This window comes from Kosakonia sp. HypNH10 (genome assembly GCF_029850615.1).
Taxonomy (GTDB): domain Bacteria; phylum Pseudomonadota; class Gammaproteobacteria; order Enterobacterales; family Enterobacteriaceae; genus Kosakonia; species Kosakonia cowanii.
In genome coordinates, this window is record NZ_JAOTIU010000002.1 from 1 (window position 1) to 19,024 (window position 19,024).

At 56.1% G+C, this 19,024-nt stretch carries 17 protein-coding genes; 9 read left to right on the forward strand and 8 right to left on the reverse strand.

Annotated elements, in window-relative coordinates; translation table 11 throughout:
• Window positions 1-246 precede the first annotated feature (246 nt).
• Window positions 247-1,545, forward strand: a complete 1,299-nt coding sequence (locus N7V53_RS06240) for an MFS transporter (protein WP_279792765.1) — start codon at window positions 247-249, stop codon at window positions 1,543-1,545.
• Here N7V53_RS06240 and N7V53_RS06245 read toward each other — a convergent pair.
• From N7V53_RS06245 to trxC, 5 genes are all read right to left on the reverse strand, one after another.
• Complete coding sequence (locus tag N7V53_RS06245) at window positions 1,542-1,865, reverse strand: YfiM family lipoprotein (protein WP_279792766.1); 324 nt, start codon at window positions 1,863-1,865, stop codon at window positions 1,542-1,544. The genes N7V53_RS06240 and N7V53_RS06245 overlap by 4 nt on opposite strands.
• Before the next feature lie 47 nt (window positions 1,866-1,912).
• Window positions 1,913-3,268, reverse strand: coding sequence for a CDP-diacylglycerol--serine O-phosphatidyltransferase (pssA, locus tag N7V53_RS06250; RefSeq protein ID WP_124967561.1), 1,356 nt, complete (start codon window positions 3,266-3,268; stop codon window positions 1,913-1,915).
• 113 nt (window positions 3,269-3,381) lie between these two features.
• Window positions 3,382-6,042, reverse strand: a complete 2,661-nt coding sequence (pat, locus tag N7V53_RS06255) for a protein lysine acetyltransferase (protein WP_279792768.1) — start codon at window positions 6,040-6,042, stop codon at window positions 3,382-3,384.
• Between the two features lie 32 nt (window positions 6,043-6,074).
• On the reverse strand, window positions 6,075-6,773 hold the full coding sequence (locus N7V53_RS06260; protein ID WP_279792769.1) for a DTW domain-containing protein: 699 nt from the start codon (window positions 6,771-6,773) through the stop codon (window positions 6,075-6,077).
• 69 nt (window positions 6,774-6,842) lie between these two features.
• A complete protein-coding gene (gene trxC / locus N7V53_RS06265; protein WP_023481256.1) occupies window positions 6,843-7,262 on the reverse strand; it encodes a thioredoxin TrxC in 420 nt (139 codons plus the stop codon).
• A 204-nt stretch (window positions 7,263-7,466) separates the two neighbouring features.
• Between trxC and N7V53_RS06270 the strand changes: the two genes are divergently transcribed.
• Complete coding sequence (locus N7V53_RS06270) at window positions 7,467-8,561, forward strand: tRNA/rRNA methyltransferase (RefSeq protein ID WP_023481180.1); 1,095 nt, start codon at window positions 7,467-7,469, stop codon at window positions 8,559-8,561.
• Between the two features lie 174 nt (window positions 8,562-8,735).
• Here the strand turns inward: N7V53_RS06270 and ung are convergent, their stop codons facing one another.
• On the reverse strand, window positions 8,736-9,425 hold the full coding sequence (gene ung / locus N7V53_RS06275; protein WP_279792770.1) for a uracil-DNA glycosylase: 690 nt from the start codon (window positions 9,423-9,425) through the stop codon (window positions 8,736-8,738).
• Window positions 9,426-9,739: 314 nt separating this feature from the next.
• On the opposite strand from ung, the gene grcA reads away from it, so the two are divergent.
• Entirely contained in the window at window positions 9,740-10,123 is a 384-nt protein-coding gene (grcA, locus tag N7V53_RS06280) for an autonomous glycyl radical cofactor GrcA (RefSeq protein ID WP_023481164.1), read from the forward strand.
• Window positions 10,124-10,166: 43 nt separating this feature from the next.
• On the opposite strand, the gene srmB is transcribed toward grcA, so the two are convergent.
• Window positions 10,167-11,501, reverse strand: coding sequence for an ATP-dependent RNA helicase SrmB (gene srmB, locus N7V53_RS06285; RefSeq protein WP_023481243.1), 1,335 nt, complete (start codon window positions 11,499-11,501; stop codon window positions 10,167-10,169).
• Between the two features lie 130 nt (window positions 11,502-11,631).
• Between srmB and N7V53_RS06290 the strand changes: the two genes are divergently transcribed.
• Window positions 11,632-12,369 (forward strand): tRNA1(Val) (adenine(37)-N6)-methyltransferase, encoded by a 738-nt coding sequence (locus N7V53_RS06290; RefSeq protein WP_279792772.1) that lies wholly within the window; start codon window positions 11,632-11,634, stop codon window positions 12,367-12,369.
• On the opposite strand, the gene nadB is transcribed toward N7V53_RS06290, so the two are convergent.
• Entirely contained in the window at window positions 12,354-13,973 is a 1,620-nt protein-coding gene (gene nadB / locus N7V53_RS06295; RefSeq protein WP_279792773.1) for an L-aspartate oxidase, read from the reverse strand. The two genes, N7V53_RS06290 and nadB, sit on opposite strands and share 16 nt — an antisense overlap.
• 417 nt (window positions 13,974-14,390) lie before the next feature.
• Here nadB and rpoE point away from each other — a divergent pair, with 417 nt between their 5' ends.
• From rpoE to lepA, 5 genes are all read left to right on the forward strand, one after another.
• A complete protein-coding gene (gene rpoE / locus N7V53_RS06300; protein WP_023481263.1) occupies window positions 14,391-14,966 on the forward strand; it encodes an RNA polymerase sigma factor RpoE in 576 nt (191 codons plus the stop codon).
• 31 nt (window positions 14,967-14,997) lie between these two features.
• Window positions 14,998-15,648, forward strand: coding sequence for an anti-sigma-E factor RseA (gene rseA / locus N7V53_RS06305; RefSeq protein WP_023481278.1), 651 nt, complete (start codon window positions 14,998-15,000; stop codon window positions 15,646-15,648).
• Window positions 15,648-16,601, forward strand: a complete 954-nt coding sequence (gene rseB, locus N7V53_RS06310; protein ID WP_023481233.1) for a sigma-E factor regulatory protein RseB — start codon at window positions 15,648-15,650, stop codon at window positions 16,599-16,601. Before rseA ends, rseB begins: the two co-directional genes overlap by 1 nt.
• Window positions 16,598-17,077, forward strand: a complete 480-nt coding sequence (gene rseC, locus N7V53_RS06315; RefSeq protein WP_023481219.1) for a SoxR-reducing system protein RseC — start codon at window positions 16,598-16,600, stop codon at window positions 17,075-17,077. The genes rseB and rseC overlap by 4 nt, the downstream gene beginning before the upstream one ends.
• A 144-nt stretch (window positions 17,078-17,221) precedes the next feature.
• Entirely contained in the window at window positions 17,222-19,021 is a 1,800-nt protein-coding gene (gene lepA / locus N7V53_RS06320; protein ID WP_023481268.1) for a translation elongation factor 4, read from the forward strand.
• Window positions 19,022-19,024: the final 3 nt, after the last annotated feature.

Genomic DNA, 19,024 nt, shown 5'->3' on the forward strand with positions numbered 1-19,024 from the left:
TCGCCATCGCCTGGCTTGCTGGAAAAGATCTTTTAACCCTGATACTTATCATCCAGGCCGCCGTGACGTATCACTACGAACGCACCCGCCAGGTCATAATCTTAATTACTAACCTACCTAAGTCGAAATGGGATCTTCGTCACCTTTTAACCATAACAAAGATGTAACATCTCACTCTTTTGTCCACATTGAGCAGGGACGTTCGCTCTAAAAATAATACCTATCGTAAGCAGGAGTTACATTCGAATGGCTGAGAACAGCATGAAAAATAGTGAATCGCTCACCAGCAGCGATACGCGTCGCCGCGTATGGGCCATCGTCGGGGCCTCATCGGGTAACCTGGTGGAGTGGTTCGATTTTTACGTCTACTCATTTTGCTCCCTCTATTTCGCGCACATCTTTTTTCCGCAAGGTAACCCTACCACCCAACTTCTTCAGACCGCCGGTGTTTTTGCCGCAGGTTTCCTGATGCGCCCCATCGGGGGGTGGTTATTTGGTCGTATTGCCGATCGTCATGGGCGTAAAAGATCGATGCTGATCTCAGTTTGTATGATGTGTTTTGGCTCGCTGGTGATCGCCTGTTTACCGGGGTATGAAACCATAGGTACGTGGGCTCCGGCATTACTGCTATTGGCACGTCTTTTCCAGGGGCTGTCGGTCGGCGGCGAATACGGCACAAGCGCGACCTATATGAGCGAAGTGGCAGTAGAGGGGCGCAAAGGTTTTTATGCCTCATTTCAGTATGTCACCCTGATTGGCGGACAACTGCTGGCATTACTGGTTGTGGTGATCCTGCAGCAAGTGATGGAAGACTCAGAACTCAGGGCCTGGGGATGGCGTATACCTTTCGCTCTTGGCGCTGCGCTGGCGATTGTCGCGCTCTGGTTACGTCGCCAGCTGGATGAAACCTCCCAGCAGGAAGTGCGTTCCCTGAAAGAAGCTGGCTCTATGAAAGGATTGTGGCGCAACCGTAAAGCGTTCCTGATGGTGCTTGGCTTTACGGCCGGCGGCTCGCTCACCTTCTACACCTTTACCACCTATATGCAGAAATACCTGGTCAATACTGCCGGTATGCATGCCAATGTCGCCAGTGTCATCATGACCGTGGCACTGTTCCTCTTTATGCTGATCCAGCCGATTATCGGTGCGTTATCCGACCGCATCGGGCGGCGTACTTCCATGCTGCTGTTTGGCGGGCTGGCGACCGTTTGTACGGTGCCTATTCTCACGGCACTGCACAGCGTAACTTCACCCTATGCCGCTTTCGCGCTCGTCATGTTGGCGCTGGTGATCGCCAGTTTCTACACCTCAATCAGCGGGATATTAAAAGCAGAGATGTTCCCGGCGCAGGTGCGTGCCCTGGGCGTTGGCTTATCTTACGCCGTGGCAAATGCGGTGTTTGGCGGATCGGCTGAATATGTGGCGCTGTCGTTAAAATCAGTCGGTTTCGAAACGGTTTTCTTCTGGTACGTCACCGCAATGGGCGCAGTGGCATTTCTGGTATCGCTGACGCTGCACCGTAAAGGGAAGGGCATACGCCTTTAATGGTCAGCCAGCTGCCACACGGCGTAGCCCGTTGTGGCACCGGCGACATCCCAGGCGAAGTCTTTCCAGCTCCAGCCGCTCCCCGCCGGGCGGCTGTCCCACAGCTCTTTCGACGCACCAAGGCTTACTGAAAACATTACTCCGACAAGGGCGCTGCGATCGCGGCTGATACCCTGATGCTGCGCATACTCATTGCCTGCGGCAGAAAGCATTGCCGAGGCCAGAAAGTGCTGCGCTTTATCCTGGCCGCTCCAGCTATCGTTCGCCATGTGGCTACAGCCGGTTAATAAGAGGGTGCTTAACAGAAAGGTTTTGTTCATACGCAGAGACCTGAAAAAAAGCCCCGTCATAAGACAGGGCTTCAATATTAGAGGATCCGGCTGATCAGTTTATCGATACGGATACGGCGCAAGCGACGAATAAGCTTACGCACTTTCACCGGGTACTCGGCGATGCTTTGCAAATCGCGATAGTGGTTCACCACTGTCGTATGGGTGCGGATAAGTTCCAGCTCTTTATCGCGCTGGGCCGCCAGCTGCTGTTTCGGATCGTGAATCAATACTGCGTTTTCCAGATCCAGACGCCAGGCGCGCGGGTTAAGGTTATTACCCGTCAGCAGCATCCACTCATCGTCGACCCACATCCCTTTCAGGTGGTAACTGTTATCGCCATCTTTCCACAGGCGAACCACAAGCTGATCGGTATTAACGTAATACTGCAGGCGGCTCAGGAAGCGGCGCAGGTTAATCTCATAGAGATAGGGCAGCGCGCCGATAATTTTGAAGGGCTCATCTTCCGGAATAAAAAAGTCATTCGCCGTTTTATCGCCAACGATAATCTCAACCTTTTTCCCGTCGCGCAGCAGCTGAATAATGTTGCGAACGAGCACTGCCGGCAGGTTGAAGTACGGAGTACAGATAGTCAGTTTCTGTTCCGCACAGGGCATAAGGTGGAAGATGGTTTTATTCAGCAGGCTCGATTTTCCGAGGCCAACCAGCGGCGTAACCGCCAGTTCATCGTTGCTGGCATTGCCCTCAAAATGGAACGAGGCATCGCGCAACGCCTGGCGGAACTGACGAATATCGTTTTTAATTTCCGGGCTTTTTGGCCGCTCTGGATCGTCAAGACGATTAACACCGCGCCCGTGAATCAGGTTTGACTCCAGCCAGCCGCGCATCACTTCCGCCATCTGCGGATTGCGGATCAGCTGATAGCGGTCATAGCGGTATTTATCATGCTGATGGAGATAAACATCATTGAGGCTCGCGCCGCTGTAGAGCACCGCGTCATCAATAATAAAGCCTTTGAAATGGAGAACGCCGAGAGCTTCGCGCGTATTGACCGGCACGCCATAAACAGGAACATCAACGCCGGGATTCTCCTGCGCTAAGCGGCAGTACCAGTCAGCGTTGGTGTTCGACGCCGCCGCACCAATGCGGCCACGCTGGGCGCGATGCCAGTCAACCAGTACGCGCACGTCCAGCTCCGGACGCTGACGTTTTGCTTCATACAGCGCGTTCATCACGCCTTTCCCGCCATCGTCCTGTTCCAGATACAGAGCGATGATATAGATTTGGCGCGTCGCGCTCGCTATCCGGGCAAGCAACGTCTCCCTGAAATCGGCCGGTGAGTAGAAGAACTCTACCTCATCAACTGACTGAGAAAGCTTGGGGAGTTGGGCAAGGTGTTGTTGATGTTTATTACGCTTAAATTTTGACAACATCACAGTGCGTTTCTTCTCTGTTTATTGAAGGGTCTTCTGTACCATGCAGACGACATAAGCGGGCAATAATAACACCGTGTCCACTAAAGTGGTCAACATTTCCAGTACCTTACTCAGGATTGCGCCGTCTGTGCCAGAGGAAGTGAAAGCCCTACAATCCCGTCTTCCATCTGGATATCGACATCAAATCCCAGTTTACGCGCCAGCGTCACCATACCGCGATTGTTGGGCATAGTAATACCATTCAAACGCTTAAGTCCGTGATCCCTGGTATAGGCAATAAGTTTTTCCAGCAGACGCCGCCCAAGCCCGAGACCTTTTAAATCAGAACGCACCAACACGGAAAATTCGGCATCAACATTATCCGGATCGGATATCGCTCGGGTTACGCCGAGGATCTCTTCACCCTGCTCCGTGCGGCGTACTGCGACAAATGCCATTTCCCGATCGTAGTCGATTTGCGTCATATTCGCTAAATCATCATGGGTAAATTCGTTGATCTCGCTAAAGTAGCGGTAATAGAGATCCTCTTTTGTTACCTGCGAGATAAATTGCTGCAACAGAGGCTCATCTTCCGGCAGGATCGGGCGGAACAGGCAGTGCTCGCCGTTTTTCATCGTCACCTGCTCTTCGAGATATTGCGGATAGGGGCGGATCGCCAGCCGCGCTTCGCCATTTTCACTGGCCGCCGCTAACGTCATCGAGACATCCAGCGCCGTGAATTCGCTGCCGGATGCCAGCAGAGGGTGAATATCGAGCCGCGCGATCTCCGGGCAATCAATAATCAGATTGGAGACCTGCACCAGAAACTGGCTCAGCCCGGCAATATCCAGCGAGCGTAAGGCGCTGCGCCCACGGATCTTTTTACGCTTAATTGCCTGAATCACCAGATAGCGGGCGAGGTTCATATTGAGCGGCGGTAACGCCACCGCGGCCTGATCCTCCGCGCGCCACTCGACGCCGCCTTCGCCCAGCATAATCAGCGGGCCGAACACCGGATCGTGCTCCACTACCACCCGCAACTCCTGCGCGCCTGCGCGGTTCGCCATGCTCTGCACCTGCAAACCCTGGATGCGCGCCTGCGGCCAGTTGAGCTTAACGCGCTCAACAATGGCATCCGCCGCCTGCTGCACCTCTTTGGCGGTACGCAGATAGAGCATTACCCCCTGTACCTCAGATTTATGCGGAATATCAGGCGAGCGCAGCTTCAGCGCGACGGGGTAGCCAATCTGCTCGGCAATATGCACCGCTTCGGCGCTGTCGCCCGCAATCCAGGTGGGCAGCGTTTGCAGCCCCCAGGCACGCAAAATCGGCTGAACTTCATGGGTGTCGAGCGTCGTTGCGCCCTCGGCCAGCGCCTGTTGCAGCAGTTTTCGCGCATCGGCGGTATCTGCCGTCAGGCGCAGGGAGAGCGCCGGGGTTTCACGTAGCTGTTTCTGGTTACGGCGATACTCCACCATATGCATAAAGGCGGTAATGGTTCCTTCCGGCGTCCGGTAAGTCGGCAGGCCCGCTTCGCTAAAGAGCCGACGCGCCTCCTGCGACGAGAACTCGCCGCACCAGTTAGTCAGCACGGTGACATATTTGCCGCGCGGGTGTTTTTTCAATACGTCGATCAACGCCAGCGCGCTTTCGCTGCCCGGTGCCGCGGCGCTCGGCGCGTGGATCACCATCAATGCATCGTAATCGTGGCTGTCGAGCAGGATGTTGAGCGCTGCGGCGTAGCGTTCGCTACTGGCATCATCGCGCAGATCGAGCGGGTTTCCGGCGGCGACAGACTCCGGCAGCGCAGTGGAGAGTTGCGCCAGCGTCTCTTCGCTCAGCGTCGCCAGCTTGCCATTGCGTGACCAGAGCTGATCCAGCGCCAGCGCTGCGGGTGCCGCACCGTTGCTGATAATCATTAGCCGCTCGCCGCGCAGTGGGCGCATATGGCTCAGCGTCTCAACGGCAGAGAAGAGTTCGTGGGTATCCTGTACGCGCAGCAGACCGGCGCGCTGGATTGCTGCGTCCCATGCGGGATCAAGCCCGGCGTGGACATGCAGCAAGCGCTGCGCTTCGGGGCTGCGGCCACTTTTGATCACCAGAATCGGTTTATTGCGCGACGCGCTGCGGGCGGCGGAGACAAAACGGCGCGCATCGCTGAGGTGCTCAAGATAGAGCAGGATAGCGCTGGTCTTGCTGTCGCGGGCCAGGAAATCAAGCAGCTCATCAACGTCGATATCGAGGCTATCGCCGAGCGCAATAAAGTAGGAGAAACCCATCTCGCGCTGCTGCGCCCAGTCAAGAATGGTATTAGAGACGGCAGCAGACTGGGAAATAAACGCCAGCTTGCCGCGCGTGATCGGCACCGGCGAGAAACTGGCGTTCAGACCCTGCCACGGCGCGAGCAGGCCTAAGCTGTTTGGCCCGAGCAGGCGCATCTGATAGCGGCCCGCGCAGGCAAGGAGATCGGCGTGCTGTTCCGGCGGGGCCGAGAGAATAATGCAGGTTTTACACCCCTTTTCGCCAAGCGCCTCCAGCAGCGCCAGGTTGCGTTTCGCATGGGTGCAGAGCACCGCGAGATCGGGAGTAAAGGGGAGGCTGGCGACATCCGGCCAGGCAAGCACGCCCTGCACGGCTTTATAGGCGGGCGTGACCGGCAGCACCGGCCCGGCAAAGCCGCCGGCGAGAAGATTGCGCATCATCAGAAAACCGGCGCGATCCGGTTTCATGGATGCGCCGATAACCGCAATCGAACGGGGACGTAATAACGCTTCCAACCCTCGCTGGCTCATACCGGTCTCCACAAATAAGTGACCCGATGATTTTAAACGCTTTCTTCCGCTTTTGCTGTGACGGTGGACGAATGATGCGGTTTCCCGGCCAGATAGCGCTCACGAAACAGCGTGAAATGATCGCCTAATGCTTGCGCTGCGGCGTTATCAGCGGCCAGATCGAGCAGGGCGATGGCCACTTCTGCCGTGCAGTATTGATCCTCGGCGTGTGCTTCCCGCAGGCGATAAGCCGAAACCCGCGACAGATCGACGGAGATAATCGGCAGGGCATCAAGATAGGGGCTTTTGCGGAACATCTTGCGCGCTTCGGTCCAGGTACCGTCGAGCATAATAAACAGCGGCGGTTTTCCTGCGGGCGGCGCGCTCAGCACTTGTCGCTCACTGCCAGCATAAGAAGCGGGAAACACCACCATCGGTTGATACGCGTCGCTGCTACATAAATCAATGAGCTCCTGCGGCGGTTCGGTGCGCGACCACTGAAACGCCAGCGTATCGGGCAGCACATCGGCAATTAAACGCCCGGTATTGCTCGGCTTCATCGGCTCGGTATCGAACATCACCAGGCAGAAGCGGCTTTCGGCAGCGGTTGGCTTTAAGGTATCGCACAGGCAGTTACGCAGCGGCAGCAAACAGCGCTGACAGCGGCGGATACGGTTACCGCGCGCAAGAAAAGGGCGGGTCGAGCGGGCAAGGCGCTCAGCGCGGAGTTTGAGAACGGCGTTATCAGTCATGGCGGTCGCACAGGAAAAACGCCATTGTCGCAGAGGTAAAAACGGGGCACAAGATGCGCCCCGACAGGATCAAAGAGATTCGTTCAGCCAGCTGTCGAACGGCGCTTTCGGTACCGCGCCGCTCAGCATGTCCACCACTTCGCCATTTTTGAACAGCATGATGGTCGGAATGCTGCGAATGCGAAAACGCGCGCTCAGTTCGCGTTCTGCTTCGGTGTTCACTTTTACAAAGCGTACCTGGCCACTGCGCTCTTCCGCGACATCTTCAAATATCGGCGCAAAGTTACGGCACGGGCCGCACCACGGTGCCCAGAAATCGACGACCACCGGCAGATCGTCTTTCAGGAGTTTATCGAGCGTTTCGCCGGTGGCGTTGATCACGTCGCCGTCGAACAGCTCATGCCCGCAACGCCCACATTTCGCTGCATCTTGCATGCGTTCTTGCGGGATACGGTTCAACGCCTGGCAGCTTGCACATACGGTATTCATAACTAACCTCAGGGAAGCGGTGGTACACAGCGGCATGATGCCGTTATGTTTCTACAATGTTACGTATTATTGATGTACAGGTTTTAAACAACAACGTGGTTTATTCAATGAGTACAATAGTCGCTGGCTTTTGAATGAATTAATGGCGAAGCGTCGGCACATCAGGTAATCTGCGCGCTTCGCGCAGCGCTGGTGGAGAAAAGCATGAACGATGAGTTAAAGAATAAGAGCGGCAAGGTCAAAGTGATGTATGTCCGCAGTGATGATGATTCCGATAAACGAGGTCACAACCCGCGTACCGGGAAAGGGCCTGCACGTACCGGAAACGCTTCCCGCAATGACAGAAGTCGCCCGGGCCGTGACGACAAAGGTCGTTCTGCACGTGATGACAGAGGTGGTCGTCCGCAACGCGATGAGAGAAGTCGCGCACCGCGTGATGATTACAGCGCACGGGGTGATTCACCGTGGCGCACCGTGTCACGCGCACCTGGCGATGAAACGCCGGAGAAGCCGGACCACGGCGGTATTAGCGGTAAAAGCTATATCGATCCTGAAGTATTGCGCCGTCAGCGTGCAGAAGAGACGCGCGTGTATGGCGAAAATGCCTGCCAGGCGCTGTTCAGCAGCCGCCCGGATTGTATCGTGCGCGCCTGGTTTGTGCAGAGCGTCACGCCGCGCTTTAAAGAAGCGCTGCGCTGGATGGCGGCTAACCGCAAAGCGTACCACGTAGTCGATGAGCAGGAGCTGGCAAAAGCGTCCGGCACCGAGCACCACGGCGGCGTCTGCTTCCTGATCAAAAAACGCAACGGTTTGAGCGTTGAGAAGTGGGTGGCGAGCGCAGGTGAAGAAGATTGTGTACTGGCGCTGGAAGATGTCGGTAACCCGCACAACCTTGGCGCGATTATGCGTAGCTGCGCGCATTTTGGCGTGAAAGGCGTGGTATTGCAGGATGCCGGCGTGATCGAATCCGGTGCTGCGGTACGTACGGCAGAGGGTGGGGCGGAACACGTGCAGGCGATCACCGGCGAAAGCTTTGTTGGTGCGCTGGAAGCATTCCGTCAGGCAGGTTACGCGCTGGTGACAACATCCAGCCATAACGGCACGCCGCTGTTCAAAGCTGAGCTGCCGAAGAAGATGGTGCTGGTGTTAGGCCAGGAGCGTGATGGTATTTCCGATGAAACGCTGTCGCGCGCCGATCTGAGCGTCTCTATCGAAGGCACTGGCAATGTTGAAAGCCTCAACGTTTCGGTCGCAACCGGCGTGTTGCTCGCCGAGTGGTGGCGTCAGAACAAGGCGTAAAGTATCAAGGTCGGGTGGCGCGAGCGTCTACCCGACCTTACCTGCAGCACTTCTGTAGGCCGGATAAGGCAACGCCGCCATCCGGCACATCTTCCGCATATCCTGTTCGCGTTCCGCTGGCTGTTTCGTAGGCCGGATAAGGCAACGCCGCCATCCGGCACATCCCCGCATACCCTATTCGCTTTCCGCTGGCAGTTCCGGCATCCAGTTAATCGGCTTTTCGCCATGCTGCTCCAGCCACTCATTCGCCAGCGCAAAATGGTTACAACCAAAAAAGCCGCGATGTGCCGAAAGCGGCGACGGATGCGGCGCGGTCAGCACATGATGGCGTTTCCTGTCGATAATCGCCCCCTTCTTCTGCGCATGCGACCCCCACAGCAAAAAGACCACGCCTTCACGGTGCTCATTAATCAGACTGATAACTTTATCAGTAAAGGTTTCCCAACCGAGGCTGGCGTGGGAATGCGCCTGCCCGGCGCGTACGGTAAGCACCGTATTAAGCAGCAGCACGCCCTGGCGCGCCCAGCTCTCCAGATAACCGTGATCAGGGCGGGTAAAGCCCGGCACGGTTTTCTCTAACTCTTTGTACATATTCAATAAAGAAGGGGGAACGGCGACGCCGGGCCGCACGGAAAAGGCCAGCCCGTGCGCCTGACCGGGGCCATGATAGGGATCCTGGCCGAGGATCACGACTTTCACATCGCCAAGCTCGGTAAAACGAAAGGCGTTAAAGACATCTTTCTGCGGCGGATAGATCGTCGCGCCGGACTGGCGCTCAGCGGCCACGGTATTAAGGGTGTTCACAAAGTAGGGCTGCTGTTTCTCTTCTGCCAGTACGTCATGCCATGTCAATGAAGTCGTCATCCCGATCTCCTGCAAAGTTGGTTTGCCGTAGCTTAACTGCTTCTTTCTCCATAACAAAATTAGCCGCACCCGGGAGCGCATCCACACTAAAAAATAGTTGAAAATTTACGTAAATTTTTAGTGCGTCCGCGCGGCATAAATTGATATAAAACAAGAACAAACCCTAATAGCCATTTTTGCCGTATGGTTTTTATTGACTAAAATCAAAGAATGGCCCGGTGCGGGCTGGTATATAAACAGCCAGACAACAATGGTTTTACCAATTGGCCGACTTGCGTTCGGTCAATCACCTAATCTGCCTAGGGAGGCTATACATGATTACAGGTATCCAGATTACAAAAGCGGCTAATGACGATCTGTTGAACTCATTTTGGCTGCTTGATAGCGAAAAAGGCGAAGCACGCTGCGTCTGCGCTAAAGCGGGTTTTGCTGAAGATGATGTTGTTGCGGTAAGTAAACTCGGCGATATCGAATACCGCGAAATTCCGATGGAAGTGCAGCCGGAAGTCCGCGTTGAAGGTGGTCAGCATCTGAACGTTAACGTGCTGCGTCGTGAAACGCTGATGGACGCCGTTGAGCATCCGGAAAAATACCCGCAGCTGACGATTCGTGTTTCCGGTTACGCTGTGCGTTTCAACTCGCTGACACCGGAACAGCAGCGCGACGTTATCGCTCGTACCTTTACTGAAAGCCTGTAATCGCAGGCAGCAATAAAAAACGCCGGGTCTCCCCGGCGTTTTTTTACTCTTCGCTCTTCTGCTGTTCGCTGCCCGCCGTACTTGGCTTGCGGCGCTTACCAATATTCTTGGTATCGCGATGGCGCTGCTTAACGCGCGGCTTATCTTTATCTTTCTCTTTTTTCTTCTCTTCACGCTTCGCTAAGGCTTTTTTCGACGGCTTACCGTTCAGCTTTTCACTTGGCGGACGGCTTGTCGGGCGCAGCTCATCAATGACGCGCGCTTTCAGCGGCTCTTCAACGTAACGGCCCACTTTGCCCAGCAGCAGGTGGTCGTGCGCTTCAACCAGTGAAATGGCGATGCCTTTGCGCCCGGCGCGGCCGGTACGGCCGATACGGTGCAGGTAAGTATCACCGCTGCGCGGCATATCGAAGTTAATCACGTGGCTGACATCGGGAATATCAATCCCGCGCGCGGCAACGTCGGTTGCGACCAGAACATTGACACGGCCTTCGGTCAGGCGCTTGATCGCTTCGTTACGCTTGATCTGTACCATCTCGCCTTCGAGATAGCAGTTGTTAATGCCCGCTTCGCGCAGCCAGGTCGCCAGTTCATGCACGCGCTCACGCTTGCGTACAAAGACGATGGTGCGGGTGGCGTCCGGCTGTTTCAGCAGGTGCACCAGTAGCGCGGTTTTGTGCTGCACATCATCGGCACGGTAGTACCACTGATGAATTTTTTTACGCTCGCGGGTCGATGGTGTGGCAGAGACCTCAACCGGCTCTTCCAGCAGGCGCTCGGCAAAATCTTTGATCGCATCGCCTTCCAGCGTGGCGGAGAAGAGCATCGTCTGCTTGCGCCAGCGCGTTTCAGCCGCAATGGTCTCGATATCCTGCGCGAAGCCCATATCCAGCATGCGGTCCGCTTCGTCAAGGATCAGCGTCTCGACCGCGCGGCAGTCGAAGTTCTCTTCTTTTATATACTGCAACAGGCGGCCGGTGGTGGCGACCACGATATCCTGGTTTTCGCTGAACACTTCGGCGTGGTTCATATACGCCACACCGCCGGTAATGGTGGCGATATCCAGATGAGTGTTAGCCGCCAGTTCACGCGCGTGGTCGGCAACCTGCATCGCCAGCTCACGGGTTGGCGTCAGGATCAGGATACGCGGCGGGCCGGATTTCTTACGCGGAAAGTCCAGAAGGTGTTGCAACGCCGGCAGCAAAAAGGCTGCGGTTTTACCTGTCCCGGTGGGCGCAGAACCGAGGACATCACGCCCTTCAAGCGCAGGCGGAATAACAGCGGCCTGGATAGCGGTTGGGCGTGTAAAGCCTTTATTCTGGAGCGCGTCCAGAAGGCTGTCGTCAAGTTCAAGTTCGGAAAAAGTCGTTACAGTCATGTTCTACCTCTGTGTGGGGCGCTGATTATAGACGTTACGGCTGCAATCTTCATCTGTTGTCTGCTTATCGCTTTTCTGACGCTACGCTTTCCCCTATGCTACAGCGGTTTTCCGTTTTGAGGTTGTAAAGATGTCTCAGCCAAAGGCTCAGCTTCGCCGCGATGGCTTCACGTTTAAATCTTTTTTCGTCGCGCATGACCGCTGTGCCATGAAAGTCGGTACCGATGGTGTGATGTTAGGCGCCTGGGCACCGGTCTCCCGCGCCCGTCATATTCTTGATATTGGTAGTGGCAGCGGTTTACTGGCGCTGATGCTGGCGCAGCGTACCGCAGATGATGTAACTGTCGATGCGGTTGAGCTTGATGAGCAGGCGGCAGGGCAGGCGCAGGAGAACGTGCAGGCTTCTATGTGGGCCGATCGCATTCGCGTCCATTGCGCCGATATTCTCGCCTGGAGCCAGCAGAACACCGCGCGTTTTGATCTTATCGTCAGCAATCCGCCCTATTTTGAAGAGGGTGTTAAGTGCGCCACGCCTGAGCGCGACCGCGCGCGTTACACCACCACCCTCGATCACCAGACGCTGCTGGAGATCGCCGCGACGCTTATCACCGAAGAGGGTTTTTTCTGCGTGGTGCTGCCGGTGGAGACCTGTGAAGGCTTTAGCGAGAAAGCGCGACAGCTCGGCTGGCATTTGCGTCTGCGCACCGATGTCGCGGAAACGGAAGGGCGCTTACCGCACCGCGTGCTGCTGGCCTTCTCGCCGCGACAGGGCGAACTCTTTGCCGACAGGCTGGTGATCCGCGGCGCGGATCAGCGCTATTCAGAAAGCTTTAGCGCGCTGACCCAGACCTTCTATCTCTTTATGTAACTTTGCGGCGAGAGCACCGTTGGCCCGGATTCCGGCAGCTGATGCGGGTAATCCAGCGTGTAGTGCAGGCCTCGGCTCTCTTTGCGCATCATTGCGCAGCGCACAATCAGCTCCGCCACCTGCACCAGGTTGCGCACTTCAAGCAGGTTATTTGACACGCGGAAGTGCGCGTAATACTCGTCAATTTCCTGCTGCAACAAGTTAATGCGGCGCAACGCCCGCTCAAGGCGCTTCGTGGTCCGCACAATCCCGACGTAATCCCACATAAACAGCCGCAGCTCATGCCAGTTATGTTGCAGGATCACCCGCTCATCGGCATCGTCGACGCGGCTTTCATCCCACGCCGGTAACGCAGGCACGTTTTCGATGTCCGGCATACGGTGCGCAATATCTTCAGCGGCCGACCAGCCATAGACCAGACACTCCAGCAGTGAATTAGAGGCCATGCGATTAGCGCCATGCAAGCCGCTGTAGCTCACTTCGCCGACCGCATAGAGACCATCAACATCGGTACGGCCGGCATCGTCAATCATCACCCCGCCACAGGTGTAGTGTGCCGCGGGCACAATCGGCACCGGCTCTTTGGTCAGATCGATGCCAAGGCCGAGCAGCTTCTCATAGATCATCGGGAAGTGATGGCGCACAAACTCAGGCGGTTTGTGGCTGATATCCAGGTACATGCACTCGACGCCGAGGCGTTTCATTTCATGGTCGATGGCGCGCGCCACCACATCGCGCGGAGCAAGCTCGCCGCGCGGGTCAAAGTCGGGCATAAAGCGTGTGCCGTCCGGGCGTTTCAGGTGTGCGCCTTCACCGCGCAGCGCTTCCGTCAGCAAGAAATTGCGCGCCTGCGGGTGAAACAGCGCGGTGGGGTGAAATTGATTAAACTCCAGATTCGCTACCCGGCAACCCGCGCGCCAGGCCATGGCGATACCATCGCCGGAAGCGATATCGGGATTGGTGGTGTACTGATAGACCTTCGATGCGCCGCCGGTGGCCAGCACCACCGCTTTTGCGCGACAGGTTTCAACCTGCTCTTTATTGCGATTCCACACCCATGCACCCACCACCCGGCGCGCACCGTGCAGGCCAATTTTGTCAGAGATAATCAGGTCAACCGCATTGGTGCGCTCAAGCAGGCGAATATTCGGGTGGCTCATCGCCTGGCTCACCAGCGTGTTCTCCACCGCTTTGCCGGTGGCATCAGCAGCATGAAGAATCCGGCGATGGCTGTGCCCACCTTCGCGGGTGAGGTGATAGCTGGCATCGCCGCTTTCACTCAACTCCGTATCAAACATCACGCCCTGGTCGATAAGCCACTGCACGCAGTGACGCGCATGGCTGGCGACAAACTCCGCCGCGTGGCGATCGACAATGCCGGCACCGGCAATCAGGGTATCTTCGACATGGGAGGCGATGCTGTCAGTTTTATCAAACACCGCCGCAATACCGCCCTGCGCGTAGAGTGTTGACCCTTCGCTGACCGACCCTTTGCTTAAAACGATAACGGAGTGCTGAGCCGCCAGACGTAACGCAACGGAAAGGCCCGCCGCACCGCTACCAATAACCAGCACATCACAGGAGAGTTCAAGAGTTGTTTGCATAGTGTGTTTAATTTACTAAACAAGAGTTGCTCGAGAATAGCACCACCCGCGCAGCAAATGCACATTTTTTTGTTTTGTGTATTAAGCACTAAACATGACGGGCGCTGGTGGCTGAAGAGAGAGGATAAAAACTAAGAAAAGGCTGTTTGTTTACTAAGGTGTATTAAGGATGAAAAAAAAGCATTAGTGCGGTAATCTCTGGCGATCTTAAGGTCTTTTCTTTGAGAATAGGGTGCATGTGGTCGGCAGACTTATAATGAGTGATAACGAAAGTTCTGCGTAACTCTGCACAAAAACAAAGGCGTGACGGAACTTTCTTACTGGTCTGCTCTCTAATTGGCTGCTTGCTCATAATGCAGTTTTGGAGTGGCGTTCTGGCTACGCGTGGAAATGGGTTTTGGGGAGACTTTACCTCGGATGAGCGAGCAGTTAACGGATCAGATTCTTGTTGAAAGGGTCCAGAAGGGAGATCAGAAAGCCTTTAACTTACTGGTGGTGCGCTACCAGCATAAAGTGGCTAGCCTGGTCTCTCGTTATGTCCCTTCAGGCGATGTGCCTGACGTAACACAAGAGTCCTTTATTAAAGCCTATCGCGCGCTTGATTCTTTCAGGGGTGATAGCGCTTTTTATACCTGGCTCTACCGTATTGCTGTGAATACAGCGAAAAATTACCTGGTTGCTCAGGGGCGCAGGCCGCCATCCAGCGATGTGGATGCGAATGAAGCGGAAAACTTCGAAAGCGGCGGCGCGCTGAAAGAAATTTCGAACCCTGAGAACTTAATGTTGTCAGAAGAACTGCGACAAATCGTTTTCCGCACTATTGAGTCTCTCCCGGAAGATTTACGTATGGCAATTACGTTACGGGAGCTGGATGGCCTAAGCTATGAAGAGATAGCGGTCATCATGGATTGCCCGGTGGGTACAGTTCGTTCTCGTATCTTCCGTGCGCGGGAAGCCATTGATAATAAAGTTCAACCGCTTATCAGGCGTTGACGATAGCGGGATACTGGAAAAGGTATTAGGCATGCAGAAAGAAAAACTTTCCGCTTTAATGGATGGTGAGACCCTGGATAACGAACTGCTCAGTGAGCTGTCCCGTGATCCAGAAATGCAGCGAACCTGGGCGAGTTACCACCTCATCCGTGATTCAATGCGTGGTGATACTGCCGACCTGCTGCATTTCGATATCTCCGATCGGGTGATGGCCGCGATTGAGAGTGACGCCGTGCAGCCTGCGACGCCGCTTATCCCTGAAGCGCAGCCGGCACCGCAGCAATGGCAGAAGATGCCGTTCTGGCACAAAGTGCGTCCGTGGGCGAGTCAGCTCACCCAGATGGGCGTTGCGGCATGCGTATCGTTAGCTGTCATTGTTGGCGTTCAGCACTATAATGGCCAGGCTGAATCCACCCAGCAGCCCGAAGCGCCAGTGTTTAACACACTGCCGATGATGGGCAAAGCCAGCCCGGTGAGCCTGGGTGTTCCGGCTGATGCGACGGCAAGTGCCGGTCAGCAGCAGCAGGTTCAGGAACAGCGTCGTCGCATCAACGCGATGCTGCAGGATTACGAACTGCAACGCCGTCTGCACGCTGAGCAGCTTCAGTTTGAACAGGCGCAAACTCAGCAGGCCGCTGTCCAGGTGCCAGGAAATCAAACCTTAGGAACGCAATCGCAGTAATGAAGCAACTTTGGTGTGCCCTCTCTTTTGTGGCTGCTGGTCTACTTTGCTCAACTAACGCCTCGGCTGATGTTTCATCCGGGGCGTTGTTACAGCAGATGAATGTAGCGAGCCAGTCCCTCAATTACGAACTCTCCTTTATCAGCATCAACAAACAGGGTGTTGAATCGCTGCGCTATCGTCATGCGCGCCTCGACAACCAGGCGCTTGCGCAGCTGCTGCAAATGGATGGCCCGCGCCGCGAAGTGGTGCAGCGCGGCAATGAGATCAGCTACTTCGAACCTGGACTTGAGCCCTTCACGCTCAACGGTAACTACATCGTCGATTCGCTGCCGTCGCTGGTCTATACCGATTTTAAACGTCTCTCGCCGTACTACGACTTTATCTCCGTCGGGCGCACGCGCATTGCCGACAGGCTGTGTGAAGTGATCCGCGTCGTGGCGCGTGACGGTACGCGCTACAGCTATATTGTGTGGATGGATGAAGAGAGCCGGCTGCCGATGCGCGTCGATCTGCTCGATCGCGATGGCGAAACCCTTGAGCAGTTCCGCGTGATTGCGTTCAACGTCAATGGTCAGGTGAGCGACAGCATGCAAACGCTGGCGAAAGCGAGCCTGCCGCCGCTGCTCTCGGTGCCGACGGGCGACAAAGTGAACTTTAACTGGGTGCCATCATGGCTGCCGCAGGGCTTCACCGAAGTGGCCAGCAGCCGCCGACAGCTGCCGACCGTCGATGTACCCGTCGAATCACGCCTCTACTCCGATGGATTGTTCAGCTTCTCGGTTAACATCAACCGTGCAAACCAGAACAGCAGCGACCAGATGCTACGCACCGGTCGACGCACCGTCAGCACTACCGTGCGCGACAACGCCGAAATTACCATCGTGGGCGAGCTGCCACCGCAAACGGCAAAACGCATTGCGGATAACGTCAAATTCAGGGCTGCACAATGATTAAAGAGTGGGCAACCGTCGTCTCCTGGCAGCATGGCCAGGCGCTGGTCGAATGTGACGTGAAAGCCTCCTGCAGCAGCTGTGCCTCGCGTGCCGGCTGCGGCAGCCGCGTACTCAACAAGCTTGGCCCGCAAACTACGCACACCATCGCCGTACCCTGCGCTGAGCCGCTGGAGCCGGGGCAGAAAGTTGAGTTGGGCATTGCGGAGAGCAGCCTGCTTGGCTCCGCGGTGCTGGTCTATATGACACCGCTGCTTGGCCTGTTTGTGATGGGCGCACTGTTCCAGACGCTGTTCGGTAACGATATGGCGGCGTTTAGCGGCGCTGTGCTGGGCGGTATCGGCGGTTTTCTGCTGGCGCGCGGTCTCTCGCCGAAGCTTGCCACCCGTAGCGAATGGCAGCCAATAATCCTTAGCGTCGGCCTGCCGCCGAACCTTATTCGCGTCGACGACGCATCCGCCGAAAGCCGTCCCTGATCCTGCCTGTTACCGCTTACAAAGTGTGGGCGGTTTGAGCATTTCCCCGCGTTGTGGTTGTAGTGTAGAATGCGGCGTTTTAGTACATTGACGTCAGGCGCGAACAGGCCTCTTAGTTACTCGTAAGGCATAAAATCTCACTCTATGAAGAATATTCGTAACTTTTCGATCATCGCTCACATCGACCACGGTAAATCGACGCTGTCTGACCGTATTATTCAGATTTGCGGTGGTCTCTCCGATCGCGAAATGGCAGCCCAGGTGCTGGACTCCATGGATCTCGAGCGCGAACGCGGCATTACTATCAAAGCACAGAGCGTGACGCTGGATTACAAAGCCACCGACGGCGAAACCTATCAGCTGAACTTTATCGACACCCCGGGCCACGTTGACTTCTCCTACGAAGTTTCCCGCTCGCTGGCCGCCTGTGAAGGTGCGCTGCTGGTGGTTGATGCAGGCCAGGGCGTGGAAGCACAGACGCTGGCGAACTGCTACACCGCGATGGAGATGGATCTGGAAGTGGTGCCGGTCTTGAACAAAATCGACCTGCCGGCGGCCGATCCTGAGCGCGTAGCGGAAGAGATTGAAGATATCGTCGGCATTGACGCCACCGATGCGGTGCGCTGCTCGGCGAAAACTGGCGTTGGCGTACCGGATGTTCTTGAGCGCCTGGTGCGCGACATTCCGCCGCCGGAAGGCGATCCTGATGCCCCGCTACAGGCGCTGATCATCGACTCCTGGTTCGATAACTACCTCGGCGTTGTCTCGCTGGTGCGTATCAAAAACGGCACCATGCGCAAAGGCGACAAAATCAAAGTGATGAGCACCGGCCAGGTCTATAACGCTGACCGTCTCGGGATCTTCACGCCGAAGCAGATCGACCGCACCGAACTGAAGTGCGGCGAAGTGGGCTGGTTAGTCTGCGCCATCAAAGACATTCTCGGCGCGCCGGTAGGGGATACCCTGACCGCTGCCCGTAACCCGGCAGACAAAGCGCTACCCGGCTTTAAAAAGGTGAAACCGCAGGTTTACGCCGGTCTCTTCCCGGTCAGCTCCGACGACTACGAGAACTTCCGTGACGCCCTCGGCAAGCTGAGCCTTAACGATGCCTCCCTGTTCTACGAACCGGAAAGCTCCACCGCGCTCGGCTTCGGTTTCCGCTGCGGCTTCCTCGGCCTGCTGCATATGGAGATCATCCAGGAGCGTCTGGAGCGTGAATACGATCTTGACCTCATCACCACGGCACCAACCGTAGTGTATGAAGTGCAGACCACCAACAAAGAGGTGATCTACGTCGACAGCCCTTCCAAGCTGCCGCCGCTGAACAACATCGAAGAGCTGCGCGAGCCGATCGCCGAGTGTCATATGCTGCTACCGCAGGAGTTCCTCGGTAACGTCATCACCCTCTGCATCGAGAAACGCGGTGTGCAGACCAACATGGTTTACCACGGTAAACAGGTGGCGCTGACCTACGAAATCCCGATGGCAGAAGTGGTGCTCGACTTCTTCGACCGCCTGAAGTCCACCTCGCGCGGCTACGCCTCGCTGGATTACAACTTCAAACGCTTCCAGGCCTCCAACATGGTGCGCGTTGACGTGCTGATCAACGGCGATCGCGTCGATGCGCTGGCGCTGATCACCCACAACGATAACGCGCCGTATCGCGGTCGCGAGCTGGTCGAGAAGATGAAAGAGCTGATCCCGCGCCAGCAGTTTGATATCGCGATTCAGGCGGCGATTGGCAACCACATCATTGCCCGCTCAACCGTGAAACAGCTGCGTAAAAACGTTCTGGCGAAGTGCTACGGCGGCGACGTCAGCCGTAAGAAAAAGCTGTTGCAGAAACAGAAAGACGGTAAGAAACGCATGAAGCAGGTTGGTAACGTTGAGCTGCCGCAGGAAGCGTTCCTCGCCATTCTCCATGTTGGCAAAGAGAGCAAATAACCT

Bases quoted from the DNA above. Each gene is read 5' to 3' on its own strand.
- N7V53_RS06240 (WP_279792765.1), top strand. From the start codon at position 247: ATGGCTGAGAACAGCATGAAAAATAGTGAATCGCTCACCAGCAGCGAT.
- N7V53_RS06245 (WP_279792766.1), bottom strand. From the start codon at position 1,865: ATGAACAAAACCTTTCTGTTAAGCACCCTCTTATTAACCGGCTGTAGC.
- pssA (WP_124967561.1), bottom strand. From the start codon at position 3,268: ATGTTGTCAAAATTTAAGCGTAATAAACATCAACAACACCTTGCCCAA.
- pat (WP_279792768.1), bottom strand. From the start codon at position 6,042: ATGAGCCAGCGAGGGTTGGAAGCGTTATTACGTCCCCGTTCGATTGCG.
- N7V53_RS06260 (WP_279792769.1), bottom strand. From the start codon at position 6,773: ATGACTGATAACGCCGTTCTCAAACTCCGCGCTGAGCGCCTTGCCCGC.
- trxC (WP_023481256.1), bottom strand. From the start codon at position 7,262: ATGAATACCGTATGTGCAAGCTGCCAGGCGTTGAACCGTATCCCGCAA.
- N7V53_RS06270 (WP_023481180.1), top strand. From the start codon at position 7,467: ATGAACGATGAGTTAAAGAATAAGAGCGGCAAGGTCAAAGTGATGTAT.
- ung (WP_279792770.1), bottom strand. From the start codon at position 9,425: ATGACGACTTCATTGACATGGCATGACGTACTGGCAGAAGAGAAACAG.
- grcA (WP_023481164.1), top strand. From the start codon at position 9,740: ATGATTACAGGTATCCAGATTACAAAAGCGGCTAATGACGATCTGTTG.
- srmB (WP_023481243.1), bottom strand. From the start codon at position 11,501: ATGACTGTAACGACTTTTTCCGAACTTGAACTTGACGACAGCCTTCTG.
- N7V53_RS06290 (WP_279792772.1), top strand. From the start codon at position 11,632: ATGTCTCAGCCAAAGGCTCAGCTTCGCCGCGATGGCTTCACGTTTAAA.
- nadB (WP_279792773.1), bottom strand. From the start codon at position 13,973: ATGCAAACAACTCTTGAACTCTCCTGTGATGTGCTGGTTATTGGTAGC.
- rpoE (WP_023481263.1), top strand. From the start codon at position 14,391: ATGAGCGAGCAGTTAACGGATCAGATTCTTGTTGAAAGGGTCCAGAAG.
- rseA (WP_023481278.1), top strand. From the start codon at position 14,998: ATGCAGAAAGAAAAACTTTCCGCTTTAATGGATGGTGAGACCCTGGAT.
- rseB (WP_023481233.1), top strand. From the start codon at position 15,648: ATGAAGCAACTTTGGTGTGCCCTCTCTTTTGTGGCTGCTGGTCTACTT.
- rseC (WP_023481219.1), top strand. From the start codon at position 16,598: ATGATTAAAGAGTGGGCAACCGTCGTCTCCTGGCAGCATGGCCAGGCG.
- lepA (WP_023481268.1), top strand. From the start codon at position 17,222: ATGAAGAATATTCGTAACTTTTCGATCATCGCTCACATCGACCACGGT.